Genomic DNA, 24031 nt, shown 5'->3' with positions numbered 1-24031 from the left:
GGCGGCGATGGACCATTCCGACGACGACATCCTGCTGGAGCGGCAGGCCGAACAGCCGCAGGTGGCCGTGCTGCGGCTGAACCGCCCCACGGTGCTCAACGCGCTGCGCCACGACACCGTACGGCGGCTGACCGCGCTGCTGGATGAACTGGCCGCCGACGAGGACGTGCGCGTGGTCGTCCTGACCGGCGCCGGCCGCGGCTTCTGCGCCGGCTGGGACCTGCGGAGCACGTTGACTGACGCGGCCGGCGAGCCCTTGCAGCACGAGCCCGGTGTGACCGACTACATCCGCGGCCAGGAACTGTTCGCCGGCATGGTCAAGCGCCTGCGCGGGCTGGACAAGGTCGTGATCGCCGCGGTCAACGGCGTGGCCGTCGGCGCCGGTTTCGCGATGACCCTGGCGGCCGACGTGCGCCTCGCCTCGCGCTCGGCCAGCTTCCACATCGGTGCCGTTCGCATCGGCCTGACGGCCGGTGAGTGCGGCATCAGCTACCACCTGCCGCGCCTGATCGGCGCCTCGCGAGCCTTCGAGCTGATGCTGACCGGCCGGCCCCTGGATGCGGCCGAGGCCGAGCGGGCCGGCCTCGTGTCGGCGCTGGTCGACGACGCCGACCTGATGCCCCGCGCGCTGACCCTCGCCCAGCAGGTGCTGGCCAACAGTCCGTACGCGACACGCCACACCAAGCAGCTGATGTGGGCCAACCTGGCTGCGCCGAACCTCGAGGCGGCGCTGGAAGTCGAGAACCGCGCCCAGGTGCTGGCGCTCATGACGGAGGACTTCCGCGAGGCCTCGGCGGCGTTCGTGGAAAAGCGGGCGCCGCGTTACGTCGGGCGTTGAGGGCTGCGCGGGACGGTGAGGCCTGTCGGGATGCCCTGTCGCGGCACAAGGCATCCGGCCAAGGTCCGAAGATGGGATGGAGGGCGCTCGAAGCGGACTTTCGCCGCTGCCCGCTCCTGTTCAGGTTCGTCCGACACCTGCCCGTCGCGGCAGACGGCTCATCTCGACGGGCGCCTCGAAGAGGGGCGGGCCACGCACCCGCCGCTCTTCAATGTCATGGACGGACTGGATTCATTCGTCGCAGCCGCAACGCAAGACAGCCTCAAGGGGCCTGAGCCGGATGACACATCGGCTCACGCCATGCCGGTCGACGTCCTCATCGCTCTCGCCTGCAACTTGATGTTTCGACGACACCAAATCGGCAACTGCGGCCCATGGCCGCACCCTTAAGCGTTCCCCGGAATTCGGCGAAGAACCAAAAAAAGACCGCCTCTCGGGCGGTCTTTGACTTACTTGGATTGTTCATTTGGCGGAGCAGGCGGGATTCGAACCCGCGGTGGGCTATTAACCCACACACGCTTTCCAGGCGTGCGACTTAAACCACTCATCCACCGCTCCGTGAAGCCTCACATCATAGCGCACTTTTCGGGGCCTTCATCAGGCCCATGGCCGTGCCGATGAGCGCGCCGACCTCCGTCATGTTGCCCGGCACGATCATCGTGTTGTTCTTCTGGGCCAGCTGCGCGTAGGCGTCGACCGCCTTCTCCGCCACCTTCAGCTGCACGGCCTGGTCGCCGCCGGGCTGCTGGATCGCCTCGGCGATCTTGCGGATGGCGCCGGCCGTGGCCTCGGCCACCGCGGTGATGGCGGCGGCCTCGCCCTGGGCCTTGTTGATCTCCGACTGCTTCTCGCCCTCGGAGCGGGCGATCTTGGCCTCGCGCTCGCCGGTGGCGATGTTGATCTGCTCCTGGCGGCGGCCTTCCGATGCGGCGATCAGCGCACGCTTCTCGCGCTCGGCGGTGATCTGCGCCTGCATCGCGTGCAGGATGGCCGGCGGCGGCGTCAGGTCCTTGATCTCGTAGCGCAGCACCTTGACGCCCCAGTTCAGCGCCGCCTCGTCCAGCGACTGCACGACGTGGCTGTTGATCGAGTCGCGCTCCTCGAAGGTGCGATCCAGTTCCATGCGCCCGATCACCGAGCGCAGCGTGGTCTGCGCCAGCTGCGTGATCGCCACGATGTAGTTGCTGGAGCCGTAGCTGGCCCGCATCGGGTCGGTGACCTGGAAGTAGAGGATGCCGTCGACCGTGAGCTGCGTGTTGTCCTTGGTGATGCAGACCTGGCTGGGCACGTCCAGCGGGATCTCCTTCAGCGAATGCTTGTAGGCGAGGCGGTCGACGAAGGGCACCAGGATGTTGAGGCCCGGCGTCAGCGTCGCGTGGTAGCGGCCCAGCCGTTCGACGACCCAGGCATGCTGCTGGGGCACGACCTTGAGCGCCTGGACGACGAAGATGGCGGCGACGACGAGGATGATCAGTGCGATTTCCATGTGGGCTCTTTCAGCGGTCGAGAATCAGGCAGCTGCCGTCGATGGCACGGATCACGTAGGTGCCCGCGTCGGGCGCTCCGGCACCGGCATAACGCGCACGCCAAGCGGCACCGCGATAGCGCACGCTGGCGGTGCCGTCGGCGCTCCAGGCCTCGACCTGCACGGCCTGGCCGATATCGATGTTGACGTCCGGGTTGGCGGCCGCCGGCGCGCGCAGGTTGCGGCTGCCGCGCAGGCGATGCCACGCGAGCACCGCGCCGCCTCCGATCAGCGCCGCGATGATCATCTGCACGCTGGAGCCGAGGCCCAGCCAGCCGGCGATCGCTCCGCCCGCCGCACCCGCAGCCAGCATCAGCAGATAGAAGGTGCCGGTGGCGAGTTCGGCGGCCACCAGGACGCCGCAGGTGATCCACCAGACGGTCGTCATTTCCATGTCGTCTCCCCGGGGCAAGCTGTCGGGTCAGTTTAGCGGCCTTGCCCTACACTTCGCGCCTTCCATTTCCGTCCCGGCCCGCTGGAGGCTCCCAAGATGCTGCGCTTTCGTTTCCCCATCGTCATCATCGACGAGGACTACCGCTCCGAGAACACCTCGGGCCTGGGCATCCGTGCGCTGGCCGAGGCGATCCAGAAGGAAGGCTTCGAGGTCCTGGGCGTGACCAGCTATGGCGATCTGAGCCAGTTTGCCCAGCAACAGAGCCGCGCCAGCGCCTTCATCCTGTCCATCGACGACAACGAGTTCACGCCCGGTCCCGAGGAGGACCCCGCGGTGCTGAGCCTGCGCAAGTTCATCGAAGAGATCCGCTTCAAGAACGCTGACATACCGATTTACGTGTACGGAGAGACGCGTACCTCGCAGCACCTCCCGAACGACGTGCTGCGCGAACTGCACGGCTTCATCCACATGTTCGAGGACACGCCGGAATTCGTGGCCCGCCACATCATCCGCGAGGCGCGCAGCTACCTCGACGGCCTGGCGCCGCCCTTCTTCAAGGCGCTGATGGACTACGCTCAGGATGGCAGTTATTCCTGGCACTGCCCGGGCCACTCCGGCGGCGTGGCCTTCCTGAAGAGCCCGGTGGGGCAGATGTTCCACCAGTTCTTCGGCGAGAACATGCTGCGCGCGGACGTGTGCAACGCGGTCGAGGAACTGGGCCAGCTGCTGGACCACACCGGGCCGGTCGCGGCCTCCGAGAAGAATGCCGCGCGCATCTTCAATGCCGACCACTGCTTCTTCGTCACCAACGGCACCAGCACGTCCAACAAGATGGTCTGGCACCACACGGTGGCGCCGGGCGACATCGTCGTGGTGGACCGCAACTGCCACAAGAGCATCCTGCACTCGATCATCATGACCGGCGCGGTGCCGGTGTTCATGACGCCGACGCGCAACCACTACGGCATCATCGGCCCGATCCCGGAGAGCGAGTTCTCGCCCGAGTCGATCAGGAAGAAGATCGCGAAGAATCCGCTGCTCAAGGGTGTGGACGCCAAGAAGGCCAAGCCGCGCATCATGACGCTGACGCAGAGCACCTACGACGGCGTGCTCTACAACACCGAGACGATCAAGGCCAAGCTGGACGGCTGGATCGACACGCTGCATTTCGACGAGGCCTGGCTGCCGCACGCGGCCTTCCACAACTTCTACGGCTCCTACCACGCGATGGGCAAGCATCGCGCGCGCCCGAAGACCTCGATGGTGTACGCCACGCAGTCCACGCACAAGCTGCTGGCGGGCCTCTCGCAGGCCTCGCAGGTGCTGGTGCAGGATTCGCAGAACGTGAAGCTGGACAGGCACCTCTTCAACGAGGCCTATCTGATGCACACGTCCACCAGCCCGCAGTACAGCATCATCGCCAGCTGCGACGTGGCCGCCGCGATGATGGAGCCGCCCGGCGGCACGGCGCTGGTGGAGGAGAGCCTCTCGGAGGCGCTGGACTTCCGTCGCGCGATGCGCAAGGTCGAGAAGGATTACGGCAAGAAGGACTGGTGGTTCAAGGTCTGGGGCCCGGACAAGGTGGCGGCCGAGGGCATCGGCAAGGCGGCCGACTGGATGCTGCATGCCAACGAGAAGTGGCACGGCTTCGGCCCGATCGAGGCCGGCTTCAACATGCTGGACCCGATCAAGTCCACCATCATCACGCCGGGCCTGGACATGAGCGGCAAGTTCGCCAAGTCGGGCATCCCGGCCAGCATCGTCACCAAGTTCCTGGCCGAGCATGGCGTGGTGGTCGAGAAGACGGGCCTGTACTCCTTCTTCATCATGTTCACCATCGGCATCACCAAGGGCCGCTGGAACACGCTGCTGACCGCGCTGCAGCAGTTCAAGGACGACTACGACAAGAACGCGCCGATCTGGCGCATCCTGCCCGAGTTCACCGCCGCCCATCCGCGCTACGAGCGCATGGGCCTGCGCGACCTCTGCCAGAGCATCCACGAGGCCTATGCCAAGGGCGACATCGCGCGGCTGACCACCGAGGTCTACCTCTCCGAACTGGAGCCGGCAATGAAGCCGAGCGACGCCTATGCCTGCATCGCGCACCGCAAGACGGAGCGCGTCGCCATCGACGAGCTGGAGGGCCGCGTCACGACCTCGCTGCTGACGCCGTATCCGCCCGGCATCCCGCTGCTGATTCCGGGCGAGCGCTTCAACAAGAGGATCGTGGACTATCTGAAGTTCACGCGCGAGTTCAATGCCCGCTTCCCGGGCTTTGCCACTGACGTGCACGGGCTGGTGGCGGAGGCTGGCGAGGACGGCAAGCTCAGCTACTACGTGGACTGCGTGGCGTGACGGTTAGGCAGGCTGAGGCCCAGCCTGCGGTCGGAGGCGCAGCGCTGCGCCATCTGGACTATCTGGATGGCTGGCGCGGCGTTGCCATCGTGACGCTGCTGGTGGGTCATTTCGCTCCAGTGCCGGGTCTGAATCTCGGTGAGATCGGCGTCGGCCTGTTTTTCGTCCTGTCGGGCTTGCTGATGGGGCGGCTGCTGTTTGTCCGGCGCACTGACATCGGGCTGTTCTACCGCCGACGCATTTCTCGCATCCTGCCGGCGCACCTGGCATTCATCGTCGTGATCGCGCTGTGCGTCAGCCTGAATGTCGGGCCGTGGCGTTTCAGTTGGCGGGAGTTCTGGGCGGCAAGCCTGTTTCTCAACAACTATGTCGTTCCGCAGGCCGGGCCTGGCCACGCCGCCATGCCCTATGGCCATGTCTGGTCGCTGGCGGTCGAGGAGCATGGCTACGTCCTGATGGCCTCGCTGGCGTGGCTGGCGCGCCGAGGAATATTTACGGAACGTCGCGGGCTCCAGATTGCACTTGCCCTGTGTGTGCTGATCAACCTCGCCTATGGCGCATGGAATCCCCGGCAACTTGAATTCACGTATTGGCTCCACAGCGAAGCGGCCGTCTTCGGCGTGCTCGCTTCGGCCTGTCTGACGACGGGTGGCCTGCCTGATGGCCTGCTGAGCCGGCGCCTCGCCGCCGGCTTTCCGATCTTGATGCTGGCGGGTGTTCTGGCCCATTGGTGGTCTTTGCCCCCTGCGCTGCACCGGTTGCTTGGCCTGGGCTTGTTCGTCCTTGCGCTGCACCTTTTGCCGCAGGCGCCTGTACTGTGGCGCAACGTGCTCAGTTGGCTGCCGCTCCGTCGCATGGGTGAATGGTCGTTCTCGGTCTATCTGTGGCAGCAGCCCTTCTATCTCTGGGTTCGTCAAGGCGAGGCGCCGGCCTGGGTCGGTCTTGCGGCTGCGATGACGGCGGGCCTGATTTCCTACTATGGGCTGGAGCGCCCGGTGCGAAGCTACTTGAATCGCGGCTGGGCGCGAGCTTGAGCGCCCGGATTGCCTGCGGTTGGTTGTGCAGGTGCAACATTGCATAGATCTTGGCCGAAGGTGAGGAGGCGTTCCGGGCCAGCGTACGCAGATGGGGATTGCGGAATTGATAATGATCGTATGCCGCTTCCACGAATTCACGACGCTGCTGACCACGGCGATCAGCCATTTCCAAGAATGCGAACACCTGCTGCGCCAATCTGGGCCCAGGCCGAGATGGCGTGGGGAGCCCTGTGAGCCTTGAGCATGCAGATCGGCCGAAGGTGGCGACGGTTGCACCGGCTGCTGCCGAAGCTGTGCGGCCTGTGCGGCCCGTGCGGATCGGATTCGTGTTGCTCTCGCGCCTGGATGCGGCGATACCGAGCACGCGCGTCTCCGTCGTCAATGTGCTGCCCTTCCTGCGCGAGGCAGGCTTTGAAACCAGCATCGCCTTCGAGCCGGACGCGCCGACGGAGCGACCCGACCTGAGCGAGTGCGCCGAGCGCATCCGCGCCGCTGGCTTCGACATCGTCTACTTCCAGAAGGTTCACGGCCCGAGCGTGCTGTCACTCGTGGCCGCGCTGCGCAGCGATGGCGTCAGGTGCGTCTACGGGGTTTGCGATCATGTCAACGATTCGATGGTCGCCGCCTGCGATGCCACGGTCGTCATCACCGACTACCTGAAGAGCCTGCATGCCACCGAACTGCAGTCGCGGATCCATGTCGTGCATGACGGCATCGAGCGGCCGGAAGTCTTCAAGGTCGCCTATCGTGCCGATCGTGGCAGTTGGTGGCGGCCGCTGCGGGCCGTGCTGGTCACTTCGACGGCGCCCTGGCATCTGCCGGGCTTGCAGTCCTTGCCGGCCTGGCTGAGCGTCGAGGTTGTCGGCGCCTTCCCGCCGAACTCCGACTGGGTGGCGCGCTTGAAGCTGCGCTACTGGCAGTTCCGGGCCCATCGGACGTGGCGTGATCGCTGGAACCTGTTGCGCTGGATCGCGAATCCGCGCATCTCGTGCGTCAGGTGGGATCCCGATGACGTCTATCGACGCATGCTCGCGGCGGACATCGGCATCATTCCGGTCGGTACGAGCGTCGGCACCGACCCCAAGGCGGTGTGGCGCCTGAAGTCGGAGAATCGCCTGACCTTGATGATGAGCCTGGGGCTGCCCGTCGTGGCGACGCCCATTCCGGCCTACGAAACCGTTGTCGAGCAGGGGCGGAACGGCTATTTGGCGAATGATCGTCGGGAATGGCTGTCGGCCTTGCGATGGCTGCGCGACCCCGTGGCGCGCCGCGATTGCGGGCAGAGGGCACGCGACGATGTAGCCCATGTCTTCTCGACCGAGCGCCAAGCCGCCTTGCTGGCTGGCATCCTGCGCTCGCTCGTCGGCGGTGCCGACAGGGATCTAGGCTGATTCGAACGTCGCGCCCAGGGCGAATTGGTAGGTCAGGAACTCGCGCACCGGAGCAATCCGGGGGGCGACGGGCCCCAGTAGACGGTTCAGCAGCCGATTGGCCCTGCCGCCACCCTTGCTGCCCCAGCGCAGGCTGCAGACGACTTTGTCCGTCGCGAATCCGGCATCGCCCAGCAACTGGCGCCCGTCGCGCAGCGTGAACCAACGCAGATGGGTGTCGTCGAAGATGCCTCGGGACTCTCGCGGAAAGGTGCCGCGCAGATAGATCGAGCCGAGGGCCGATACGTGCCGGATGTTCGGCAGGCTGATCACCAGCCTCGCGCCCGGCGCCAGCATCGGGCGAAGGCGGGCCAGCAGGTCCCAAGGGTGCTGGAGGTGTTCGAGCACGTCCGCGCAAACGACGCAGTCGAACTGCTGGCCAGCCAGTTCGTCCAGTGCATCGGGCCGGTTGAGATCCGTCTGGATGATCTGGTCCAGGTTCGCGACGGCGCGCTGCGCGAGATCGGCCGAGTACTCCACGCCAACCACATGGCGGTCTGGGCGCTGTTCCTTCAGCACCCGCCCGAGCGTGCCGTCGCTACAGCCCAGGTCCAGCACGCGGCCGACTTCCGCCGGCACCAGCTCAACGATGTCCCACCGGACGTTGGTATAGGCGGCAAGCCTTTCGCTGCTGAGCGAGGCGGGCGTCTTCTGCATGGTCGGGGTGGAATGTGTGGCGACGCAGCTATGGTAGCGGCACGGCGCTGAATCTCGGGGTTAGCCGCGACTTCAGCCCTCGCCCGCCATCGCCACGTGCGAGAACCCGCCATCCACATAGATGATCTCCGAGCTGATCCCGCCCGCCAGGTCCGAGAACAGGAAGGCGGCGGTGTTGCCCACGTCGTCGATCGTCACGTTGCGGCGGATCGGGGCGCTGGCGGCGAACTGGTTCAGCAGCTTGCCGAAGTCCTTGATGCCGGAGGCGGCCAGCGTCTTGATCGGGCCGGCCGAGATGCCGTTGACGCGCACGCCCTTGGCGCCCAGGTCGTAGGCCAGGTAGCGCACGCTGGCTTCCAGCGAGGCCTTGGCCAGGCCCATCGTGTTGTAGTTGGGCACGAAGCGGTCGGCGCCCAGGTAGGACAGCGTCAGCAGCGAGGCACCCGGGCGCAGCATCGGCGCCGCCAGCTTGGCCATGGCCGGGAAGCTGTAGGCCGAGATGTCGTGGGCGATGCGGAAGTTCTCGCGCGTCAGGCCGCCGAGGAAGTCACCGGCGATCGCGTCGCGCGGCGCGAAGCCGATCGAGTGGACGAAGCCGTCGAACTCGCCCCAGGCGTCCTTCAGGCCGGCGAACAGGGCTTCCATCTGCGCGTCGTCGGTGACATCGCAGTCGAACACCAGCGTGGAGCCGAACTCGGCGGCGAACTCGGTGATGCGCTCCTTGAAGCGCTCGCCCTGGTAGCTGAAGGCCAGCTCGGCCCCTTCACGGTGGCAGGCCCGGGCGATGCCGTAGGCGATCGAGCGGTTGGACAGCACGCCCGTGATCAGCAGTCGCTTGCCAGCGAGAAAACCCATGATGGCTCCTTGTCTTGTCAGAAATCAGCCCGCGATTCTGTCACGCCTGAGCCGTCGCCTTGCCCGAGTGTTCTGCACATAGTACAATCCCTCCTTTGCTGCAGGACGGGCTCACCGGGTGAGCTTGTTGATTGACAGCGAACTGAGTCGGCCGCTCGTGAATGGTTGCCGACGCAGCTGGTGTTTGGGCGGATTCATCCAGCCCATTTTTTTTGCTCGAACGATTTTGGGTGCATGACGACTAACAGCTGGCAAGCTGCTGTGGAAACGACCGTGACCGGCCTCGGTTACGACATGGTGGACTGCGAACGCAGTGCCGCCGGGCTCTTGCGCGTCTATATCGACAAGCTGGCCGAACAGGCCGCCGCCGGCGAGGTGATCACGGTGGATGACTGCGAGCGCGTCACCCGCCAGCTGCAGTATGTGCTGGAAGTCGAGAACGTGCCCTACGAGCGGCTTGAGGTGTCCTCGCCCGGCATGGATCGCCCGCTGAAGAAGGCGGCCGACTACGCGCGCTTCGCCGGCCAGGAAGTCGCGCTGACCTTGAAGGTCCCGTTCCAGGGCCGCAAGAAGTATCAGGGCCTGCTCTCGGCTGAAGGTGAGGGCTGGCGCATCGTGTTCAACGATGGCACGGCCGATCAGGCCATGGATTTTTCCCTTGAAGAGGTGCGCGACGCGCGGCTGGTGCCCGTCACGCCGTTCAAGGGACGCAACAGCGGTGGGCCGGCGAAGACGAAGAAGCCGGCGGCTGGCGGTGGCAACGACAACAAGCCCGCAGCCAAGAAGAAGCCCGGCGAGAAGCAGGCCGCCAAGGCCCTGGGGCGCAAGACGAATGACAAGGTACACGGAGGTCTAGATCAATGAACCGCGAACTGTTGATGCTGGTGGACGCGATTTCGCGCGAGAAGAGCGTGGAGCGCGATGTGGTGTTCGGCGCTGTGGAAGCGGCGCTGGCATCGGCCACCAAGAAGCTTTATGGCGGCGAGGCCGATATCCGTGTGGCCATCGATCGTGACTCCGGCGAGTACGAGACCTTCCGCCGCTGGCACGTCGTGCCCAACGAGGCCGGCCTGCAGAACGCCGATGCCGAGATCCTGCTGTTCGAAGCCCAGGAGCAGATCGCCGATATCGAGGTGGACGACCACATCGAGGAGCCGGTCGAGTCCGTGCCGATCGGCCGCATCGGCGCCCAGGCCGCCAAGCAGGTGATCCTGCAGAAGATCCGCGACGCCGAGCGCGAGCAGCTGCTGAACGATTTCCTGTCGCGCGGTGACAAGATCTTCGTCGGCACCGTCAAGCGCCTGGACAAGGGCGACATCATCTGCGAGTCGGGCCGGGTCGAAGGCCGCCTGAAGCGCGGCGAGATGATCCCCAAGGAAAACCTGCGCACCGGCGACCGCGTGCGCGCCGTCATCCTCGGCGTGGACCCCACGCAGCGCGGCCCGCAGATCATGCTCTCGCGCTCCTCGCCCGAGTTCATGAAGGAGCTGTTCGCCCAGGAAGTGCCCGAGATCGAGCAGGGCCTGCTGGAGATCAAGAGCTGCGCCCGCGATGCCGGCAGCCGCGCCAAGATCGCCGTGCTGAGCCACGACAAGCGCGTGGACCCGATCGGCACCTGCGTCGGCGTGCGCGGTTCGCGCGTCAACGGCGTGACCAACGAACTGGCCGGCGAGCGCGTGGACATCGTGCTGTGGTCGGAAGACCCGGCGCAGTTCGTCATCGGCGCGCTGGCCCCGGCCAATGTGCAGTCGATCGTCGTGGACGAAGAGCGCCACGCGATGGACGTGGTGGTGGACGAGGAGAACCTCGCCATCGCCATCGGCCGCGGCGGCCAGAACGTGCGCCTGGCTTCGGACCTGACCGGCTGGCGAATCAACATCATGTCGGCCGAGGAATCCGCGGCCAAGCATGAGCTGGAAACCGAATCCGTGCGCAAGCTCTTCGTCGAGAAGCTCGACGTGGACGCCGAAGTGGCTGACATCCTCATCGCCGAGGGCTTCACCAGCCTGGAGGAAGTCGCCTACGTGCCGATGCAGGAAATGCTGGAAGTCGAGGCCTTCGACGAGGACACCGTCAACGAGCTGCGCACCCGTGCCAAGGACGCGTTGCTGACGATGGAAATCGCTCGCGAGGAAAAGGTCGAGGAGGTCTCTCAGGACCTGCGCGACCTGGAGGGCGTGACGCCCGAGCTGGTGGCCAAGCTGGCCGCGAGCGACATCCACACCCGTGACGACCTGGCCGATCTGGCCGTCGACGAACTCGTCGAGATGGCCGGCATGGACGAAGGCGCCGCGCGCGCCATGATCATGAAGGCCCGCGAGCACTGGTTCACCGCTTGAGCGCACTACTAACGCCAGCCCCCGACCAGCACCTCGCCCAGCATACGAATTCAAGGAAACCCACAATGGCTGTGACCACCGTCGCCCAGTTTGCCGCAGAGCTTCAGCGCCCTGCGAGCACGCTGCTTGAGCAGCTTCAAGCAGCAGGCGTCAAGAAGGCGTCCACCGATGACGCCCTCAACGAGGCCGACAAGGAACGGCTGCTCGACTACCTGCGCACCGCCCACGGCACGACCGGCGGCGACCGCAAGAAGATCACGCTGACCCGCAAGTCCACCAGCGAGATCAAGCAGGCCGATGCCAGCGGCAAGGCCCGCACGATCCAGGTCGAGGTCCGCAAGAAGCGCACCTTCGTCAAGCGTGACGAAGGTTCGGGCGTGGATGACGCCGCCGCGGCCGCCGCCGAGGAAGCCGACCTGCAGCGCCGCGAGGCAGAAGCCAAGGCGCAAGCCGCGGCGCTGCGCCGCCCGGCCGCGGCTCGCCCCGCCCCGGCTGCCGCCGCCGCGCCGGCTGCGCCCGCACCGGCCCCGGCCGAGGAGCCGGTCGCCTCCGCCGCCCCGGCTGCGCCCGTCGCGCCGCCGGCCCCCGTCGAGCCGCCCAAGCCCGCGCTGCGCGTGGTGAAGGCCGTCGACGCCGGCGCCGAGGAGAAGCAGAAGCAGGCCGACCTGGAGCGCCGCCGCAAGGCCGCCGAGGCCGAGGCTGCTGCCATCCGGGCGATGATGAACAAGCCCAAGGCGGTCATGGTCGCCAAGAAGGAAGAGCCGGCCAAGCCGGCCGAACCGGCGGCTGGCATCAAGGGCACGATCCACAAGAAGCCGGGCACGCCTGGCGCGCCGGGCACGGCTGCGGCCGCTCCGGGCGCCGCCAAGCCGGGCGACAAGAAGTCGCTGAAGTCCGAGAAGCTGTCCTCCAGCTGGGCCGACGATGCCAAGAAGCGCGGCGCCAAGCCGGGCGCCCCCGCGCCTTCGGCTCCGGGCCGTCCGGGTGCCGGTGGCTGGCGCGCGCCGACCCGTGGTGGTGCCGGTGGCCGTCGTGGCCGTGGCGATGACCGCAACGGCTCGCAGTCCAACTTCCAGGCTCCGGCCGAGCAGCAGGTGCAGGAGGTCCACGTGCCCGAGACGATCTCGGTCGCCGACCTGGCTCACAAGATGTCGATCAAGGCTTCCGAGGTCATCAAGCAATTGATGAAGCTGGGCCAGATGGTCACCATCAACCAGCAGCTGGACCAGGAAACGGCCATGATCGTGGTCGAGGAAATGGGCCACAAGGCCTTCCCGGCCAAGCTGGACGATCCGGATGCCTTCCTCGAGGAAGAGGGCGTGGGCGCCGAGCAGCAGCACGAGTCGCTGCCGCGCGCTCCGGTCGTCACCGTCATGGGTCACGTCGACCACGGCAAGACCTCGCTGCTGGACTACATCCGCCGTGCCCGCGTGGCCGCGGGCGAAGCCGGCGGCATCACGCAGCACATCGGCGCGTACCACGTGCAGACGCCGCGTGGCATGGTCACCTTCCTGGACACCCCGGGTCACGCGGCCTTCACGGCCATGCGTGCCCGCGGCGCCACCGCGACCGACATCGTCATCCTCGTCTGCGCTGCCGACGACGGCGTGATGCCGCAGACCAAGGAAGCCATCCACCATGCCAAGGCGGCGGGCGTGCCCATCGTCGTGGCCATGACCAAGGCGGACAAGCCGGAAGCCAACATCGATCGCGTCAAGAGCGAGCTGGTGGCCGAAGAGGTCGTGCCGGAAGACTTCGGTGGTGACTCGCCGTTCGTGGCCGTGTCGAGCAAGACCGGCCAGGGCGTGGACGAGCTGCTGGAGCAGGTGCTGCTGCAGGCCGAAGTGCTGGAGCTGAAGGCGCCGGTCGAGTCGATGGCCAAGGGCCTCGTGATCGAAGCCAAGCTGGACAAGGGCCGCGGCCCGGTCGCGACCATCCTGGTGCAGAGCGGCACGCTCAAGCGCGGCGACGTCGTGCTGGCCGGCTCCACCTACGGCCGTGTGCGCGCCATGCTGGACGAGGACGGCAAGGTCACCCAGTCCGCCGGTCCCTCGATCCCGGTCGAGATCCAGGGCCTCACCGAGGTGCCGCAGGCGGGCGACGAGTTCATGGTGCTGTCCGACGAACGTCGTGCCCGTGAAATCGCCACCTTCCGTTCGGGCAAGTACCGCGACGTCAAGCTGGCCCGCCAGCAGGCCGCCAAGCTGGAGAACATGTTCTCCGACATGGCTGCCGGCGACGTGCAGACCCTGCCGCTGATCATCAAGGCCGACGTGCAGGGCTCGCAGGAGGCGCTGGCCACCTCGCTGCTCAAGCTGTCGACCGACGAGGTCAAGGTGCAGGTGGTGCACGCGGCGGTGGGCGGTATCAGCGAGTCCGACGTCAACCTGGCGATCGCCTCCAAGGCCATCATCATCGGCTTCAACGTGCGTGCCGATGCCGGCGCGCGCAAGCTGGCCGAAGGCAATGGCGTGGACCTGCGCTACTACAACATCATCTACGACGCCGTGGACGAGGTGAAGGCAGCGATGGGCGGCATGCTGGCGCCGGAGCAGCGCGAGGAAGCGCTGGGTACCGCCGAGATCCGTACCGTGTTCGTGGCCTCGAAGATCGGCACGGTGGCCGGCTCGATGGTCACCTCGGGCCTGGTCCGTCGTGGCGCCCGCTTCCGCCTGCTGCGCGAGAATGTGGTCATCTACACCGGCGAGATCGAATCGGTCCGCCGCATGAAGGACGACGTCCGCGAAGTCAAGGAAGGCTTCGAGTGCGGTATCAAGCTGAAGAACTACAACGACATCGCCGAAGGCGACCAGCTGGAAGTCTTCGAGATCAAGGAAGTCGCTCGTACGCTGTAAGAGCCGCTTCTGCCTAAGTGATAACCCCGCCCCTGGGCGGGGTTGTCCACTTCAGGAGCCTGACGAACATGAGACACAAGAGAGCCATTCCGAACCGCGGTTTCCGCATCGCCGACCAGATCCAGCGCGACCTGGCCGAGCTGATCCGCGAGCTGAAGGATCCGCGCATCAAGATGCCGACGATCTCGGCCGTCGAAGTGACGCCGGACTACGCCCACGCCAAGGTTTTCTTCTCGGTGCTGGTCGGCGAGCCGCAGGAGACGCAGGAGGCGCTCAACGAGGCCGCCGGCTTCCTGCGCAACGGCCTGTTCAAGCGCCTGGCCATCCACACGGTCCCGACGCTGCATTTCCACTTCGACCGCACGACCGAGCGCGCCGCCGAGATGGGCGCCTTGATCAGCAAGGCCAACTCGCAGCGCGCGCTGGACGACGACGAAGACCGCAATGACTGAACAGAAGGTCCGCATCCAGCGCCGCCCGGTCCACGGGGTGCTGCTGCTCGACAAGCCGCTGGGCCTGTCGAGCAACGATGCATTGCAGAAGGCCAAATGGCTGCTGCGCGCCGAGAAGGCCGGCCACACCGGCACGCTCGACCCGCTGGCCACCGGCCTGCTGCCGCTGTGCTTCGGCGCGGCGACGAAATTCAGCCAGGTCAGCCTGGAGGCGGACAAGGCCTACGAGGCGACGCTGAAGCTCGGCGTTACGACGACGACCGGCGATGCCGAGGGCGAGGTCGTGAAGACCCGCGAGGTTGGCGTGCTCGATGCCTCGAAGCTGATGGCCGTGCTTGAGCAGTTCACCGGCGAGATCGAGCAACTGCCGCCGATGCATTCGGCGCTGAAGCACGAGGGCAAGGCGCTGTACGAGTACGCGCGGCAGGGCATCGAGATCGAGCGCGAGAAGCGCAAGGTCACGATCCACGAGATCCGCGTGCTGGGCGGCGAGGGCGACGAGCTGAAGATCGCCGTCCGCTGCACCAAGGGCACCTACATCCGCACGCTGGCCGAGGACATCGGCGAGCAACTCGGCTGCGGCGCCCACCTGTCCGCGCTGCGCCGCACCGCCAGCGGCCCGGTGAAGGTGGACAATGCGGTCAGCCTGGATCGCCTGGCAGAGATGAACGAGGTCGAGCGCGAATCGCTGCTCCACCCACCCGACCTGCTGCTGGCCGACTGGCCCGCGGTGCAACTGGCCGGCGAGGACGCGCTGCGTTTCCTCAACGGCCTCAAGCGCCGGGTCCAGTCCGGCGACGCGCCCCAGGTGCGCGTCTACGAGGACAAGTCGCTGCTCGGCAGCGCATCCATCAAGGCTGGTGAACTGATTCCCAGCCGCCTGCTCAGCCAGCAGGAAGTCGAATTCTTGAAAGCAACGCCATGAGTAGCCACAACCAGATCCGCAACATCGCCATCATTGCCCACGTTGACCACGGCAAGACCACCATGGTCGACCAGCTGCTGCGCCAGAGCGGCACCTTCGCGGCCCACGAGAAGGTCGTCGACACCGTGATGGACAGCAACGCCATCGAACGCGAGCGCGGCATCACCATCCTGGCCAAGAACTGCGCCGTGGCCTGGGAAGGCACCCACATCAACATCGTGGACACCCCGGGACACGCGGACTTCGGCGGTGAAGTCGAGCGCGCGCTGTCGATGGTCGACGGCGTGGTGCTGCTGATCGACGCCCAGGAAGGCCCGATGCCGCAGACCCGCTTCGTCACGAAGAAGGCCCTGGCCCTGGGCCTGAAGCCGATCGTCGTGGTGAACAAGGTCGACAAGCCGGGTGCCAAGCCCGACGCCGTCATCAACGCCGCCTTCGACCTGTTCGACAAGCTCGGCGCCACCGACGAGCAGCTCGACTTCCCCGTCGTCTACGCCTCCGGCATCAACGGCTGGACCTCGCTGGAAGAAGGCGCACCGGGCGAGCAGTGGGGCAAGGACATGTCCGCCCTGTTCAACACGGTGCTGAAGCACGTGCCCTCGCAGAAGGGTGACCCGGCCGCCCCGCTGCAGCTGCAGATCTCGGCGCTGGACTACTCCACCTTCGTCGGCCGCATCGGCGTGGGCCGCATCACCCAGGGCACGATCAAGCCCGGCATGGACGTGGCCGTGATGGAAGGCCCGGACGGCAAGAGCAGCAAGGGCCGCATCAACCAGGTGCTGACCTTCCAGGGCCTGGACCGCATGCAGACCCCGGAAGCCGGCCCCGGCGACATCGTGCTGATCAACGGCATCGAGGAGATCGGCATCGGCGTCACCGTCACCAGCCTGACCGAGCCGGCCCCGCTGCCGATGCTGAAGGTCGACGAGCCGACGCTGACGATGAACTTCTGCGTCAACACCAGCCCGCTGGCCGGCCGCGAAGGCAAGTTCGTCACCAGCCGCCAGATCTGGGACCGCCTGCAGAAGGAACTGCAGAGCAACGTCGCGCTGCGCGTGTCGGAAACCGACGAAGACGGCATCTTCGAGGTGATGGGCCGCGGCGAACTGCACCTGACCATCCTGCTGGAGAACATGCGTCGCGAAGGCTACGAGCTGGCCGTGTCCAAGCCGCGCGTGGTGTTCCGCACCGTTGACGGCGAGAAGCACGAGCCGATCGAACTGGTCACCGCCGACGTGGAAGAGAACCACCAGGGCGGCGTGATGCAGGCGCTGGGCGAGCGCAAGGGTGAGCTGGTCAATATGGAACCGGACGGCCGTGGCCGCGTGCGCCTCGAGTACCGCATCCCGGCGCGGGGCCTGATCGGCTTCACCAACGAGTTCCTGAACCTGACGCGTGGTTCCGGCCTGATCTCGAACATCTTCGACGGCTACGAGCCGCACAAGGGCGAGATCGCCGGCCGCAAGAACGGTGTGCTGATCTCGATGGACGCCGGCGAGATCTTCACCTACGCGCTGGGCAAGCTGGACGACCGCGGCCGCATGTTCGTCAAGCCGAACGACCCGGTGTACGAAGGCATGATCGTCGGCATCCACAGCCGCGAGAACGACCTGGTCGTGAACGCCACGCGCACCAAGCAGCTGACCAACTTCCGCGTCAGCGGCAAGGAAGACGCGATCAAGATCACGCCGCCGATCGAGCTGACGCTGGAGTACGGTGTCGAGTTCATCGAGGATGACGAGCTGGTCGAGATCACGCCGAAGTCGGTTCGCGTCCGCAAACGCTTCCTGACCGAAAACGAACGCAAGCGCGCTTCGCGCGCCTAACGGCACGCTCCGCGCGCAGCGCGGGACATTGAGCTCCCCCCAGCCCCCTCCGAGAGGGGGCTCCAGTCAGACAGACGCCCGCGGCCCCTTTGGGGCCGCTCTTACATGAGCCACCGTCGCGCCGTATTGCTGATGATCCTGGTCACCCTGCTGTGGAGTTCGGCGGGCGTGGTCACGCGCCAGCTCGAGCAGGCGCGCAGCTTCGAGGTCACCTTCTGGCGCAGCGGCTTCAATGCGCTGTTTCTTGCCGGCATCCTGGCCTGGCAGCGCGGGCCGGCCTTGCTGCGTCAGCTGCGCGAGGCGCCGGCCGCCGTCTGGGTGTCAGGTCTTGCCTGGAGCGTGATGTACACCGCTTTCATGGTGGCGATGACACTGACGACGATCGCCAATGTGCTGGTGACGATGGCGCTCGGTCCGCTGCTGACGGCGCTGTTCTCCCGCGTCTTCCTGCACCACCGGCTGCCGCTGCGGACCTGGGTGGCGATCCTGGTCGGCTCCGCGGGCATCGCCTGGATGTTCGGCCAGGGCTTTGCCGCCGGGGCGGGCATGCTAGGGGTGTTCGTCGCGCTGGGCGTGCCGATCGCCGCGGCCACGAACTGGACCGTGCTGCAACACGCCAGCGGCCACGACGATGCCGAACCGGACGAACCGGCGCCCAACGATATGCCGCTGGCCGTGCTGATCGGGGCGACGATCTCCGCGCTGGTGACGCTGCCGCTGGCCTGGCCGCTGCAGGCCGGCGCGCATGACCTGACCCTGCTGGCCGGCCTCGGCCTGTTCCAGCTCGCCTTGCCCTGTCTGTTAGTCGTTCAACTGACCCGCGTGCTGGCCGGCCCCGAGGTGGCGCTGCTCGGCCTGCTGGAGGTGATCTTTGGCGTGCTCTGGGCCTGGCTCTTCGCCGGGGAGAATCCCTCGTCCGCGACAATCACCGGCGGCCTGCTGGTCCTGGCGGCACTGGTCGGCAATGAACTGCTGGCCTGGAGACAAAAGACATGACGACGAACCTGATCCCCGAACTCATCTCCGAAGGCCAGATCACGGCCGAAGTGAACGGCTGCCTCGGCCTGATCACGCTGAACCGCCCGCAGGCGCTGAACGCCCTGTCGCTGGCCATGATCCACGACCTGCTGAGCCTGCTGCGCCACTGGGCCGCCGCGCCCGAGATCCAGGCGGTCGCGATCCTGGGCGCCGGCCGCGAGGGCAAGGCCCCGGCCTTCTGCGCCGGCGGCGACATCCGCTACTTCCACCAGGCCGTGCTGGCCGGCGACGATTCCATCGAGGCCTTCTTCACCGAGGAATACACGCTCAACCACCTGATCCACGAGTACCCGAAGCCGGTCGTCGCGCTGATGGACGGGATCGTGATGGGCGGCGGCATGGGCATCAGCCAGGGCGCGAAGATGCGCGTGCTGACCGAGCGCTCGAAGCTCGCGATGCCGGAGACGAACATCGGACTGTTCCCCGACGTCGGCGGCGGCCACTTCCTGGCGAACTGCCCGGGTCATAGCGGTGAATGGCTGGCGCTGACCGGCCAGGCGATCGGCGTGGCCGATGCGGTCGAGATGGGCCTGGGCGACGTCTACGTGCCCGGCGCGCAGATGGCCGGCCTGGTCGACGCGCTGCGCACCGGCGATATGCCCAGTGCCGAGCATGTCGTGGCCGCCGTGATGGAGCGGGTGGACGTGACGCCCGAGGCCGAACACGGTGATCGCCTGGCCCAGATCGACCGCCACTTCGGCCAGGCCGACGTACCGGCCATCCTGGCCTCGCTGGCCGCCGATGCCGACCCCTGGGCGCAGCAGGCCCACGCCATGTTGCTCAAGCGCTCTCCGCTGATGCTGGCCGTTACTCTCGAACAGGTGCGCCGCGCCCGTGAGATGAGCCTGGCCGACGACCTGCGCATGGAGCGCGACATCGTCTTCCGCTGCTTCCACCTGCGCCCAGGCATCGCCAGCGAGACGATGGAAGGCATCCGCGCGCTGGCCGTGGACAAGGACCACGCGCCGCGCTGGAATCCGCCGACGATAGCCGGCGTCACCCGCGAGCAGGTGCTGGCCTTCTTCGAGAGCCCGTGGAGCGCCGCCGAGCATCCGCTGAAGGAGCTGTCATGACCGTCAAAGTCATTTACGACACCGACCCCGGCATCGACGATGCGATGGCCTTGTGGCTGCTCGCCCGCAGCCCCGAGATCGACCTGCGCGCGATCACGACGGTGTTCGGCAATGCCTCGGTCGAAACCACCACACGTAACGCGTTGGTTCTGAGCACCCTCTACGGGCTGAAGCTGCCGGTGGCTGCAGGAGCCAGCAAGGCGATCGCCGCGGCGGACGAGGGCGACTATCCCGCCCACGTCCACGGCGATGACGGCCTCGGCGGCATGTCCGCCGTCGCCGAGCCGGCCAAGGAACTGCTCGACCCGCGGCCTGCCCACCAACTGATCTGCGACATGGTCAACGCCGAGCCCGGTGCGATCACGCTGATCGCCGTCGGCCCCTTCACCAACCTCGCGCTGGCGTTGCGGCACGACCCGTCCATCGTCAACAAGGTCCGCCAGGTGATCCTGATGGGCGGCGCCTTCGGCACGCTGGGCCACGGTGGCAACGTGACACCGGTGGCCGAGGCCAATGTGATCAACGACCCCGAGGCGGCCGACCTGGTGCTGACGGCGGCCTGGCCCATCGTCGTCGTCGGGCTCGACGTGACGCAGCAGGTGGTGATGACGGAAGACTACCTGTCGAGCCAGCAGGGCCGCGGCGGCAAGGTCGGCGATTTCCTCTGGCAGGCCACTCGCCATTACCAGGACTTCTACAGCGAAGTTGCCGGCATCCGCGGCGTTTACTCGCACGATGCCAGTGCGGTCGCCTACGCGATCGACCCGTCCGCCTTCACGCTGCGCCGCGGCCCGATCCGCGTCGTCTGCGAAGGCATGGCCCGCGGCCAGACCATCCAGGACCATCGCAACCTCGGCCTGCCCGGTGGCCATCCGGGTCGTGCGGCCTGGACCGGTCGTCCCGTCCAGCAGGCCTGCATCGGTGTCGACGCGCAGCGCGTCATCGACATCTTCGACCAAGCATTCAATTGAGGAAGCCAGACATGACGAAGATCCTGAAGCCCAAGTGGATGGTCACGCTCGCCCCAGGCAGCGCCGACGTGCTGGAGGGCCACGCGCTGGTCATCGACGGCGAGCGCATCGCCGCTGTGCTGCCGGTTGCCGAAGCCGAAGCGAAGTATCCGAACGCCGAGTCCGTCGAACTTGGCAGTCATGTGCTGATCCCCGGCCTGATCAACGGCCACACCCACTCGGCCATGTCGCTGCTGCGCGGCGTCGCCGACGACCTGCCGCTGATGGACTGGCTCAACCATCACATCTGGCCGCTGGAGAAGAAGTGGGTCACCGAGGAGTGGACTCACACCGGCTCGCTGCTGTCCGCCGCCGAGGCGCTGCGTGGCGGCGTGACCTATCTCAACGACATGTACTTCTTCCCGACCGCGATGGCCCGCGCCGCGGTCGATGCGGGCATCCGCGCCGGCGTGTCCATCAACGTCATCGACTTCCCGACCGGCTACGCCGCCAACGCGCAGGACTACATCGCCAAGGGCCTGGCCGCCTACGAGCAGTTCAAGGGCGAGACGCTGCTCGACTGGACCAGCGCGCCGCACGCGCCCTACACGGTCTCGGACGACACCTTCGTGCAACTGCGCGAATTGTCCGAGAAGCACGGCCTGCAGATGCACTGCCACATCCACGAGACGCTCGATGAGATCGAGGGCAGCATCAAGCAATACGGCGTGCGCCCGCTGGAGCGTCTGAACAAGCTGGGCCTGCTGAACGAGCGGATGATGGCCGTCCACATGGTCCACCTCACCGAGGACGAGATCGCGATGCTGGCCGCGCAGAAGGTGCACCTGGTCCACAACCCGAACTCCAACCTGAAGCTGGCATCGGGCATCTGCCCGGTGACGGCGCTGGAGGCGGCCGGCGTCAACACGATCCTCGGCACTGACGGCGCCGCGTCCAACAACCGCCAGGACATGTTCGGCGAGGTCCGCTCGGCCGCGCTGCTGGCCAAGGGCTCGACGAAGAACCCGACCACCGTGTCGGCCCGCACGGCGCTGGAGATGGCGACGATCCGCGCGGCCAAGGCGATGGGCCGTGGCGATGACCTGGGCTCGCTGGAGGCCGGCAAGCTGGCCGACGTGACGGCCGTCTCGCTGGATGCAATCGAATGCCGCCCGGTCTACAACGCGCTGGCCCAATTGGTCTACGTGGCCGGCCGGGAGCACGTCAGCGACGTCTGGGTCGGCGGCCGCCAGGTGCTGAAGAACCGCGAGCTGACGACCATCGACACCGGCGCGCTGCTCGAGCGCACCGAGGCGATCGTGCAGCGGATGAAGACCGAGCGCTAAGGCGTCTGTTGCTGCTTGCGCGCTGCCGGCGGCGGCGCGAAGGGGTCGAGCAGCAAGCCCGCCAGCGACGGCGACAGCGGCTCGCCGATGCCATAGGCCCTGGGCAGCCGGTCGGGCAGGTGCTGCGTGCCGAACAGACGGTCCAGCCAGGGCAGCACCGCCGCGTAGTTCTTGTCGTTCGTCGCCGGGCCCTCGTTGGCATGGTGCCAATGGTGGAAGGCCGGCGTCGTGATCAGCTGTTCCAGCCAGCCGAAGCGCCAGCGTACATTGGAGTGGATGAAGAAGGCCCACAGCACGTTGAAGGCGACGATGGCGAACACCATCGCGCCGGAGCCGGTGGCCGCATGGGTCTTCAGCCCGATCAGGATCAGCGGCGCGCTGCCCAGCGTGCGGGTGACGATCAGGTCCAGCGGATGGGCTCGGGTGTTGACCAGCCAGTCCATCTGCTCGGCGCTGTGATGGATCGCGTGGAAGCGCCACAGCAGCGGGATCTGGTGGCTCAGGCGATGCGCCCAGTAGTAGAAGAAGTCGCCCAGCACGACCAGCGCCGGCACGACGACCCAGGGGCTCAGCCCGCCCAGCCAGCGGAAGTAGCTGGCCGGCAGCAGGGCATCCGCAATCGCCACGAAGACTGCGCTGATCACCGCGCCTGCCAGCGGCGGCAGCCAGCCGCCGAGGAAATAGAACGCCAGGTCATTGCCCCATTGCGGCCGCAGCAGCGGCTTGAGCCTGGCCGCGAACCAGCGCTCCAGCGGGACGAAGATCGCAGCAGCCAGCAGCAGCCAGGCCAGCAGCGAGACGGTCGATTGGAGCCAGGAATTGAGCATGGCAGCGAGGCTATTGCAGTTGGCCCGGTCGGGATACCCGCGGCTCCGGGAGGAGCGCGTCCATTTTTCACGGCACGCCCGGCGCTGCTACGCTTGATGGCCTAACTGCGGAGTTCGACGCCATGAGCCCCATGCCCCCGTTCCACCTCGCCTTCCCGGTCCACGACCTGGCTGCGGCCCGCGCCTTCTATGGCGGCCTGCTCGGCTGTTCCGAGGGGCGCAGCTCGCCCGAGTGGATCGACTTCGACTTCTACGGCCACCAGATCGTCGCCCACCTGGCGCCCGAGGAATGCGGCCACAAGGCCACCAGCGCGGTCGATTCGCACAATGTGCCGGTACGCCACTTCGGCGCCGTGCTGTCCATGGACCAGTGGCATGCGCTGGCGGACAAGCTGCGCGCCGCCGGCACGCAGTTCGTCATCGAGCCCTACATCCGCTTCAAGGGCGAGGTCGGCGAACAGGCCACGATGTTCTTCCTCGACCCATCGGGCAACGCGATCGAGTTCAAGGCCTTCAAGGACATGGCTTCCCTGTTCGCCAAATAGCGCGCGGGGCGCGATCAGGCCTGCTGGCCCTTGCGGCGGCGCTTCGCCAGGAAGCCCACGGCGAGCAGCCCGCCCAGGCTCAGCGCCGCAGTGGCCGGTTCCGGCACGGCCGATACCTTCAGCGTGATGCCGTCCAGGTTCAGGACTTCGGGTGTGGCGCCGGGCGTGTAGCCCAGGAAGATGCCCGCGAAGCTCAGGCGCTGCGTGCTGCTCGTGGCGGTGAAGGTCAAGGTGTCCTTGACCCAGACGCCGTTGGTGGAGATGGTGGTGCTCTGCAGCGTCTGGTTGCCGAAGGCGACGTCCCAGTGTTCGGTGGCCTTCGGGTCGTCGGTGTGGTTGACCAGCGAATAGAAACTCAGCTCATATTGCGCGCCGACGGTCAGCCCGCCGATGTCCTGGAACACGCCGCCGGCGTTCTTGCGGCCGCCCCAGCCGTCGAGCTGCTGGACGCCGAAATTCGTCGTGCCGGCCAGGTTGCCCGAGCGGGCCGGAGCGAACCCGGTGAAGTATTCGCCGGTCGGGTTGATCAGCGACCAGCCGGTGATGCCATTGAACTCACCATTGGTCACCGGGACCATGTCGCCGACGGCCAGGGCCGAGGCCGACAGCGACAGCGTCAGCGCCGCGGTGGCGGCCAGCAAGGAGAACAAGGGGCGGCCGATGGACGAGTGCTTGGGCATGATTTTCCTTGAGGGAGGGGTGGGCTAGAGAAGCCCGGCGAGCCTATCCAGGCGCCGCTTGCGGTCTAAGGCCTAGTGTTTGGG

20 protein-coding genes, 1 tRNA gene and 1 pseudogene are annotated in these 24031 nt (G+C 66.8%); 15 read left to right on the top strand and 7 right to left on the bottom strand.

Annotated features, from left to right (window positions below; translation table 11 throughout):
* Window positions 1–7 precede the first annotated feature (7 nt).
* Complete coding sequence (locus tag B0W88_RS01645; RefSeq protein ID WP_077032906.1) at window positions 8–838, top strand: enoyl-CoA hydratase/isomerase family protein; 831 nt, start codon at window positions 8–10, stop codon at window positions 836–838.
* Between the two features lie 467 nt (window positions 839–1305).
* On the opposite strand, the gene B0W88_RS01640 is transcribed toward B0W88_RS01645, so the two are convergent.
* The 3 genes from B0W88_RS01640 to B0W88_RS01630 all read right to left on the bottom strand — a co-directional run bounded on the left by B0W88_RS01640 (window position 1306) and on the right by B0W88_RS01630 (window position 2757).
* Window positions 1306–1396 (bottom strand) — tRNA-Ser (locus B0W88_RS01640).
* 13 nt (window positions 1397–1409) lie between these two features.
* Window positions 1410–2324: an SPFH domain-containing protein gene (locus tag B0W88_RS01635; RefSeq protein ID WP_077032905.1), complete on the bottom strand. Its 915-nt coding sequence runs from the start codon at window positions 2322–2324 to the stop codon at window positions 1410–1412.
* A gap of 10 nt (window positions 2325–2334) precedes the next feature.
* On the bottom strand, window positions 2335–2757 hold the full coding sequence (locus tag B0W88_RS01630) for an NfeD family protein (protein WP_077032904.1): 423 nt from the start codon (window positions 2755–2757) through the stop codon (window positions 2335–2337).
* 96 nt (window positions 2758–2853) lie between these two features.
* On the opposite strand from B0W88_RS01630, the gene B0W88_RS01625 reads away from it, so the two are divergent.
* The 3 genes from B0W88_RS01625 to B0W88_RS01615 all read left to right on the top strand — a co-directional run bounded on the left by B0W88_RS01625 (window position 2854) and on the right by B0W88_RS01615 (window position 7540).
* A complete protein-coding gene (locus tag B0W88_RS01625) occupies window positions 2854–5112 on the top strand; it encodes an arginine/lysine/ornithine decarboxylase (RefSeq protein ID WP_077032903.1) in 2259 nt (752 codons plus the stop codon).
* The gene (locus B0W88_RS01620; protein WP_077032902.1) at window positions 5109–6146 is read left to right on the top strand and encodes an acyltransferase; all 1038 of its coding nucleotides are present in this window, start codon (window positions 5109–5111) and stop codon (window positions 6144–6146) included. The genes B0W88_RS01625 and B0W88_RS01620 overlap by 4 nt, the downstream gene beginning before the upstream one ends.
* Window positions 6147–6379: 233 nt before the next feature.
* Entirely contained in the window at window positions 6380–7540 is a 1161-nt protein-coding gene (locus tag B0W88_RS01615) for a glycosyltransferase (protein ID WP_144006534.1), read from the top strand.
* On the opposite strand, the gene B0W88_RS01610 is transcribed toward B0W88_RS01615, so the two are convergent.
* Both B0W88_RS01610 and fabI read right to left on the bottom strand, forming a co-directional pair.
* Window positions 7532–8236 (bottom strand): bifunctional 2-polyprenyl-6-hydroxyphenol methylase/3-demethylubiquinol 3-O-methyltransferase UbiG, encoded by a 705-nt coding sequence (locus B0W88_RS01610; RefSeq protein WP_077032900.1) that lies wholly within the window; start codon window positions 8234–8236, stop codon window positions 7532–7534. The two genes, B0W88_RS01615 and B0W88_RS01610, sit on opposite strands and share 9 nt — an antisense overlap.
* A gap of 72 nt (window positions 8237–8308) precedes the next feature.
* Window positions 8309–9091 carry an enoyl-ACP reductase FabI gene (gene fabI, locus B0W88_RS01605; RefSeq protein ID WP_077032899.1) on the bottom strand — a complete coding sequence of 261 codons (783 nt, stop codon included), beginning with the start codon at window positions 9089–9091 and terminating at the stop codon, window positions 8309–8311.
* Window positions 9092–9325: 234 nt separating this feature from the next.
* Between fabI and rimP the strand changes: the two are divergent.
* From rimP to B0W88_RS01555, 10 genes and pseudogenes are all read left to right on the top strand, one after another.
* A pseudogene (rimP, locus tag B0W88_RS01600) lies at window positions 9326–9802 on the top strand (ribosome maturation factor RimP); the annotation flags it as partial.
* Between the two features lie 149 nt (window positions 9803–9951).
* A complete protein-coding gene (gene nusA, locus B0W88_RS01595) occupies window positions 9952–11430 on the top strand; it encodes a transcription termination factor NusA (protein ID WP_077032897.1) in 1479 nt (492 codons plus the stop codon).
* A 65-nt stretch (window positions 11431–11495) separates the two neighbouring features.
* A complete protein-coding gene (infB, locus tag B0W88_RS01590; protein WP_077032896.1) occupies window positions 11496–14285 on the top strand; it encodes a translation initiation factor IF-2 in 2790 nt (929 codons plus the stop codon).
* Window positions 14286–14353: 68 nt separating this feature from the next.
* The gene (gene rbfA / locus B0W88_RS01585; RefSeq protein WP_077032895.1) at window positions 14354–14737 is read left to right on the top strand and encodes a 30S ribosome-binding factor RbfA; all 384 of its coding nucleotides are present in this window, start codon (window positions 14354–14356) and stop codon (window positions 14735–14737) included.
* A complete protein-coding gene (gene truB / locus B0W88_RS01580) occupies window positions 14730–15662 on the top strand; it encodes a tRNA pseudouridine(55) synthase TruB (RefSeq protein ID WP_077032894.1) in 933 nt (310 codons plus the stop codon). The genes rbfA and truB overlap by 8 nt, the downstream gene beginning before the upstream one ends.
* The gene (gene typA / locus B0W88_RS01575; protein ID WP_077032893.1) at window positions 15659–17488 is read left to right on the top strand and encodes a translational GTPase TypA; all 1830 of its coding nucleotides are present in this window, start codon (window positions 15659–15661) and stop codon (window positions 17486–17488) included. The genes truB and typA overlap by 4 nt, the downstream gene beginning before the upstream one ends.
* A gap of 105 nt (window positions 17489–17593) precedes the next feature.
* Window positions 17594–18484, top strand: a complete 891-nt coding sequence (locus B0W88_RS01570; protein ID WP_077032892.1) for a DMT family transporter — start codon at window positions 17594–17596, stop codon at window positions 18482–18484.
* The gene (locus B0W88_RS01565; protein ID WP_077032891.1) at window positions 18481–19599 is read left to right on the top strand and encodes an enoyl-CoA hydratase/isomerase family protein; all 1119 of its coding nucleotides are present in this window, start codon (window positions 18481–18483) and stop codon (window positions 19597–19599) included. Before B0W88_RS01570 ends, B0W88_RS01565 begins: the two co-directional genes overlap by 4 nt.
* Window positions 19596–20570 (top strand): nucleoside hydrolase, encoded by a 975-nt coding sequence (locus B0W88_RS01560; RefSeq protein ID WP_077032890.1) that lies wholly within the window; start codon window positions 19596–19598, stop codon window positions 20568–20570. The genes B0W88_RS01565 and B0W88_RS01560 overlap by 4 nt, the downstream gene beginning before the upstream one ends.
* Window positions 20571–20581: 11 nt before the next feature.
* The gene (locus B0W88_RS01555; protein WP_077032889.1) at window positions 20582–21895 is read left to right on the top strand and encodes a TRZ/ATZ family hydrolase; all 1314 of its coding nucleotides are present in this window, start codon (window positions 20582–20584) and stop codon (window positions 21893–21895) included.
* Here the strand turns inward: B0W88_RS01555 and B0W88_RS01550 are convergent.
* Complete coding sequence (locus B0W88_RS01550) at window positions 21892–22722, bottom strand: sterol desaturase family protein (protein WP_077032888.1); 831 nt, start codon at window positions 22720–22722, stop codon at window positions 21892–21894. The two genes, B0W88_RS01555 and B0W88_RS01550, sit on opposite strands and share 4 nt — an antisense overlap.
* 122 nt (window positions 22723–22844) lie before the next feature.
* On the opposite strand from B0W88_RS01550, the gene B0W88_RS01545 reads away from it, so the two are divergent.
* Window positions 22845–23267 carry a VOC family protein gene (locus B0W88_RS01545; protein ID WP_077032887.1) on the top strand — a complete coding sequence of 141 codons (423 nt, stop codon included), beginning with the start codon at window positions 22845–22847 and terminating at the stop codon, window positions 23265–23267.
* A 14-nt stretch (window positions 23268–23281) separates the two neighbouring features.
* On the opposite strand, the gene B0W88_RS01540 is transcribed toward B0W88_RS01545, so the two are convergent.
* Complete coding sequence (locus B0W88_RS01540) at window positions 23282–23947, bottom strand: PEP-CTERM sorting domain-containing protein (protein WP_077032886.1); 666 nt, start codon at window positions 23945–23947, stop codon at window positions 23282–23284.
* Window positions 23948–24031: the final 84 nt, after the last annotated feature.

Source organism: Pelomonas sp. KK5 (assembly GCF_001984095.1).
Lineage (GTDB): Bacteria > Pseudomonadota > Gammaproteobacteria > Burkholderiales > Burkholderiaceae_C > KK5.
This window is presented reverse-complemented; position numbering and strand designations above follow the sequence as displayed.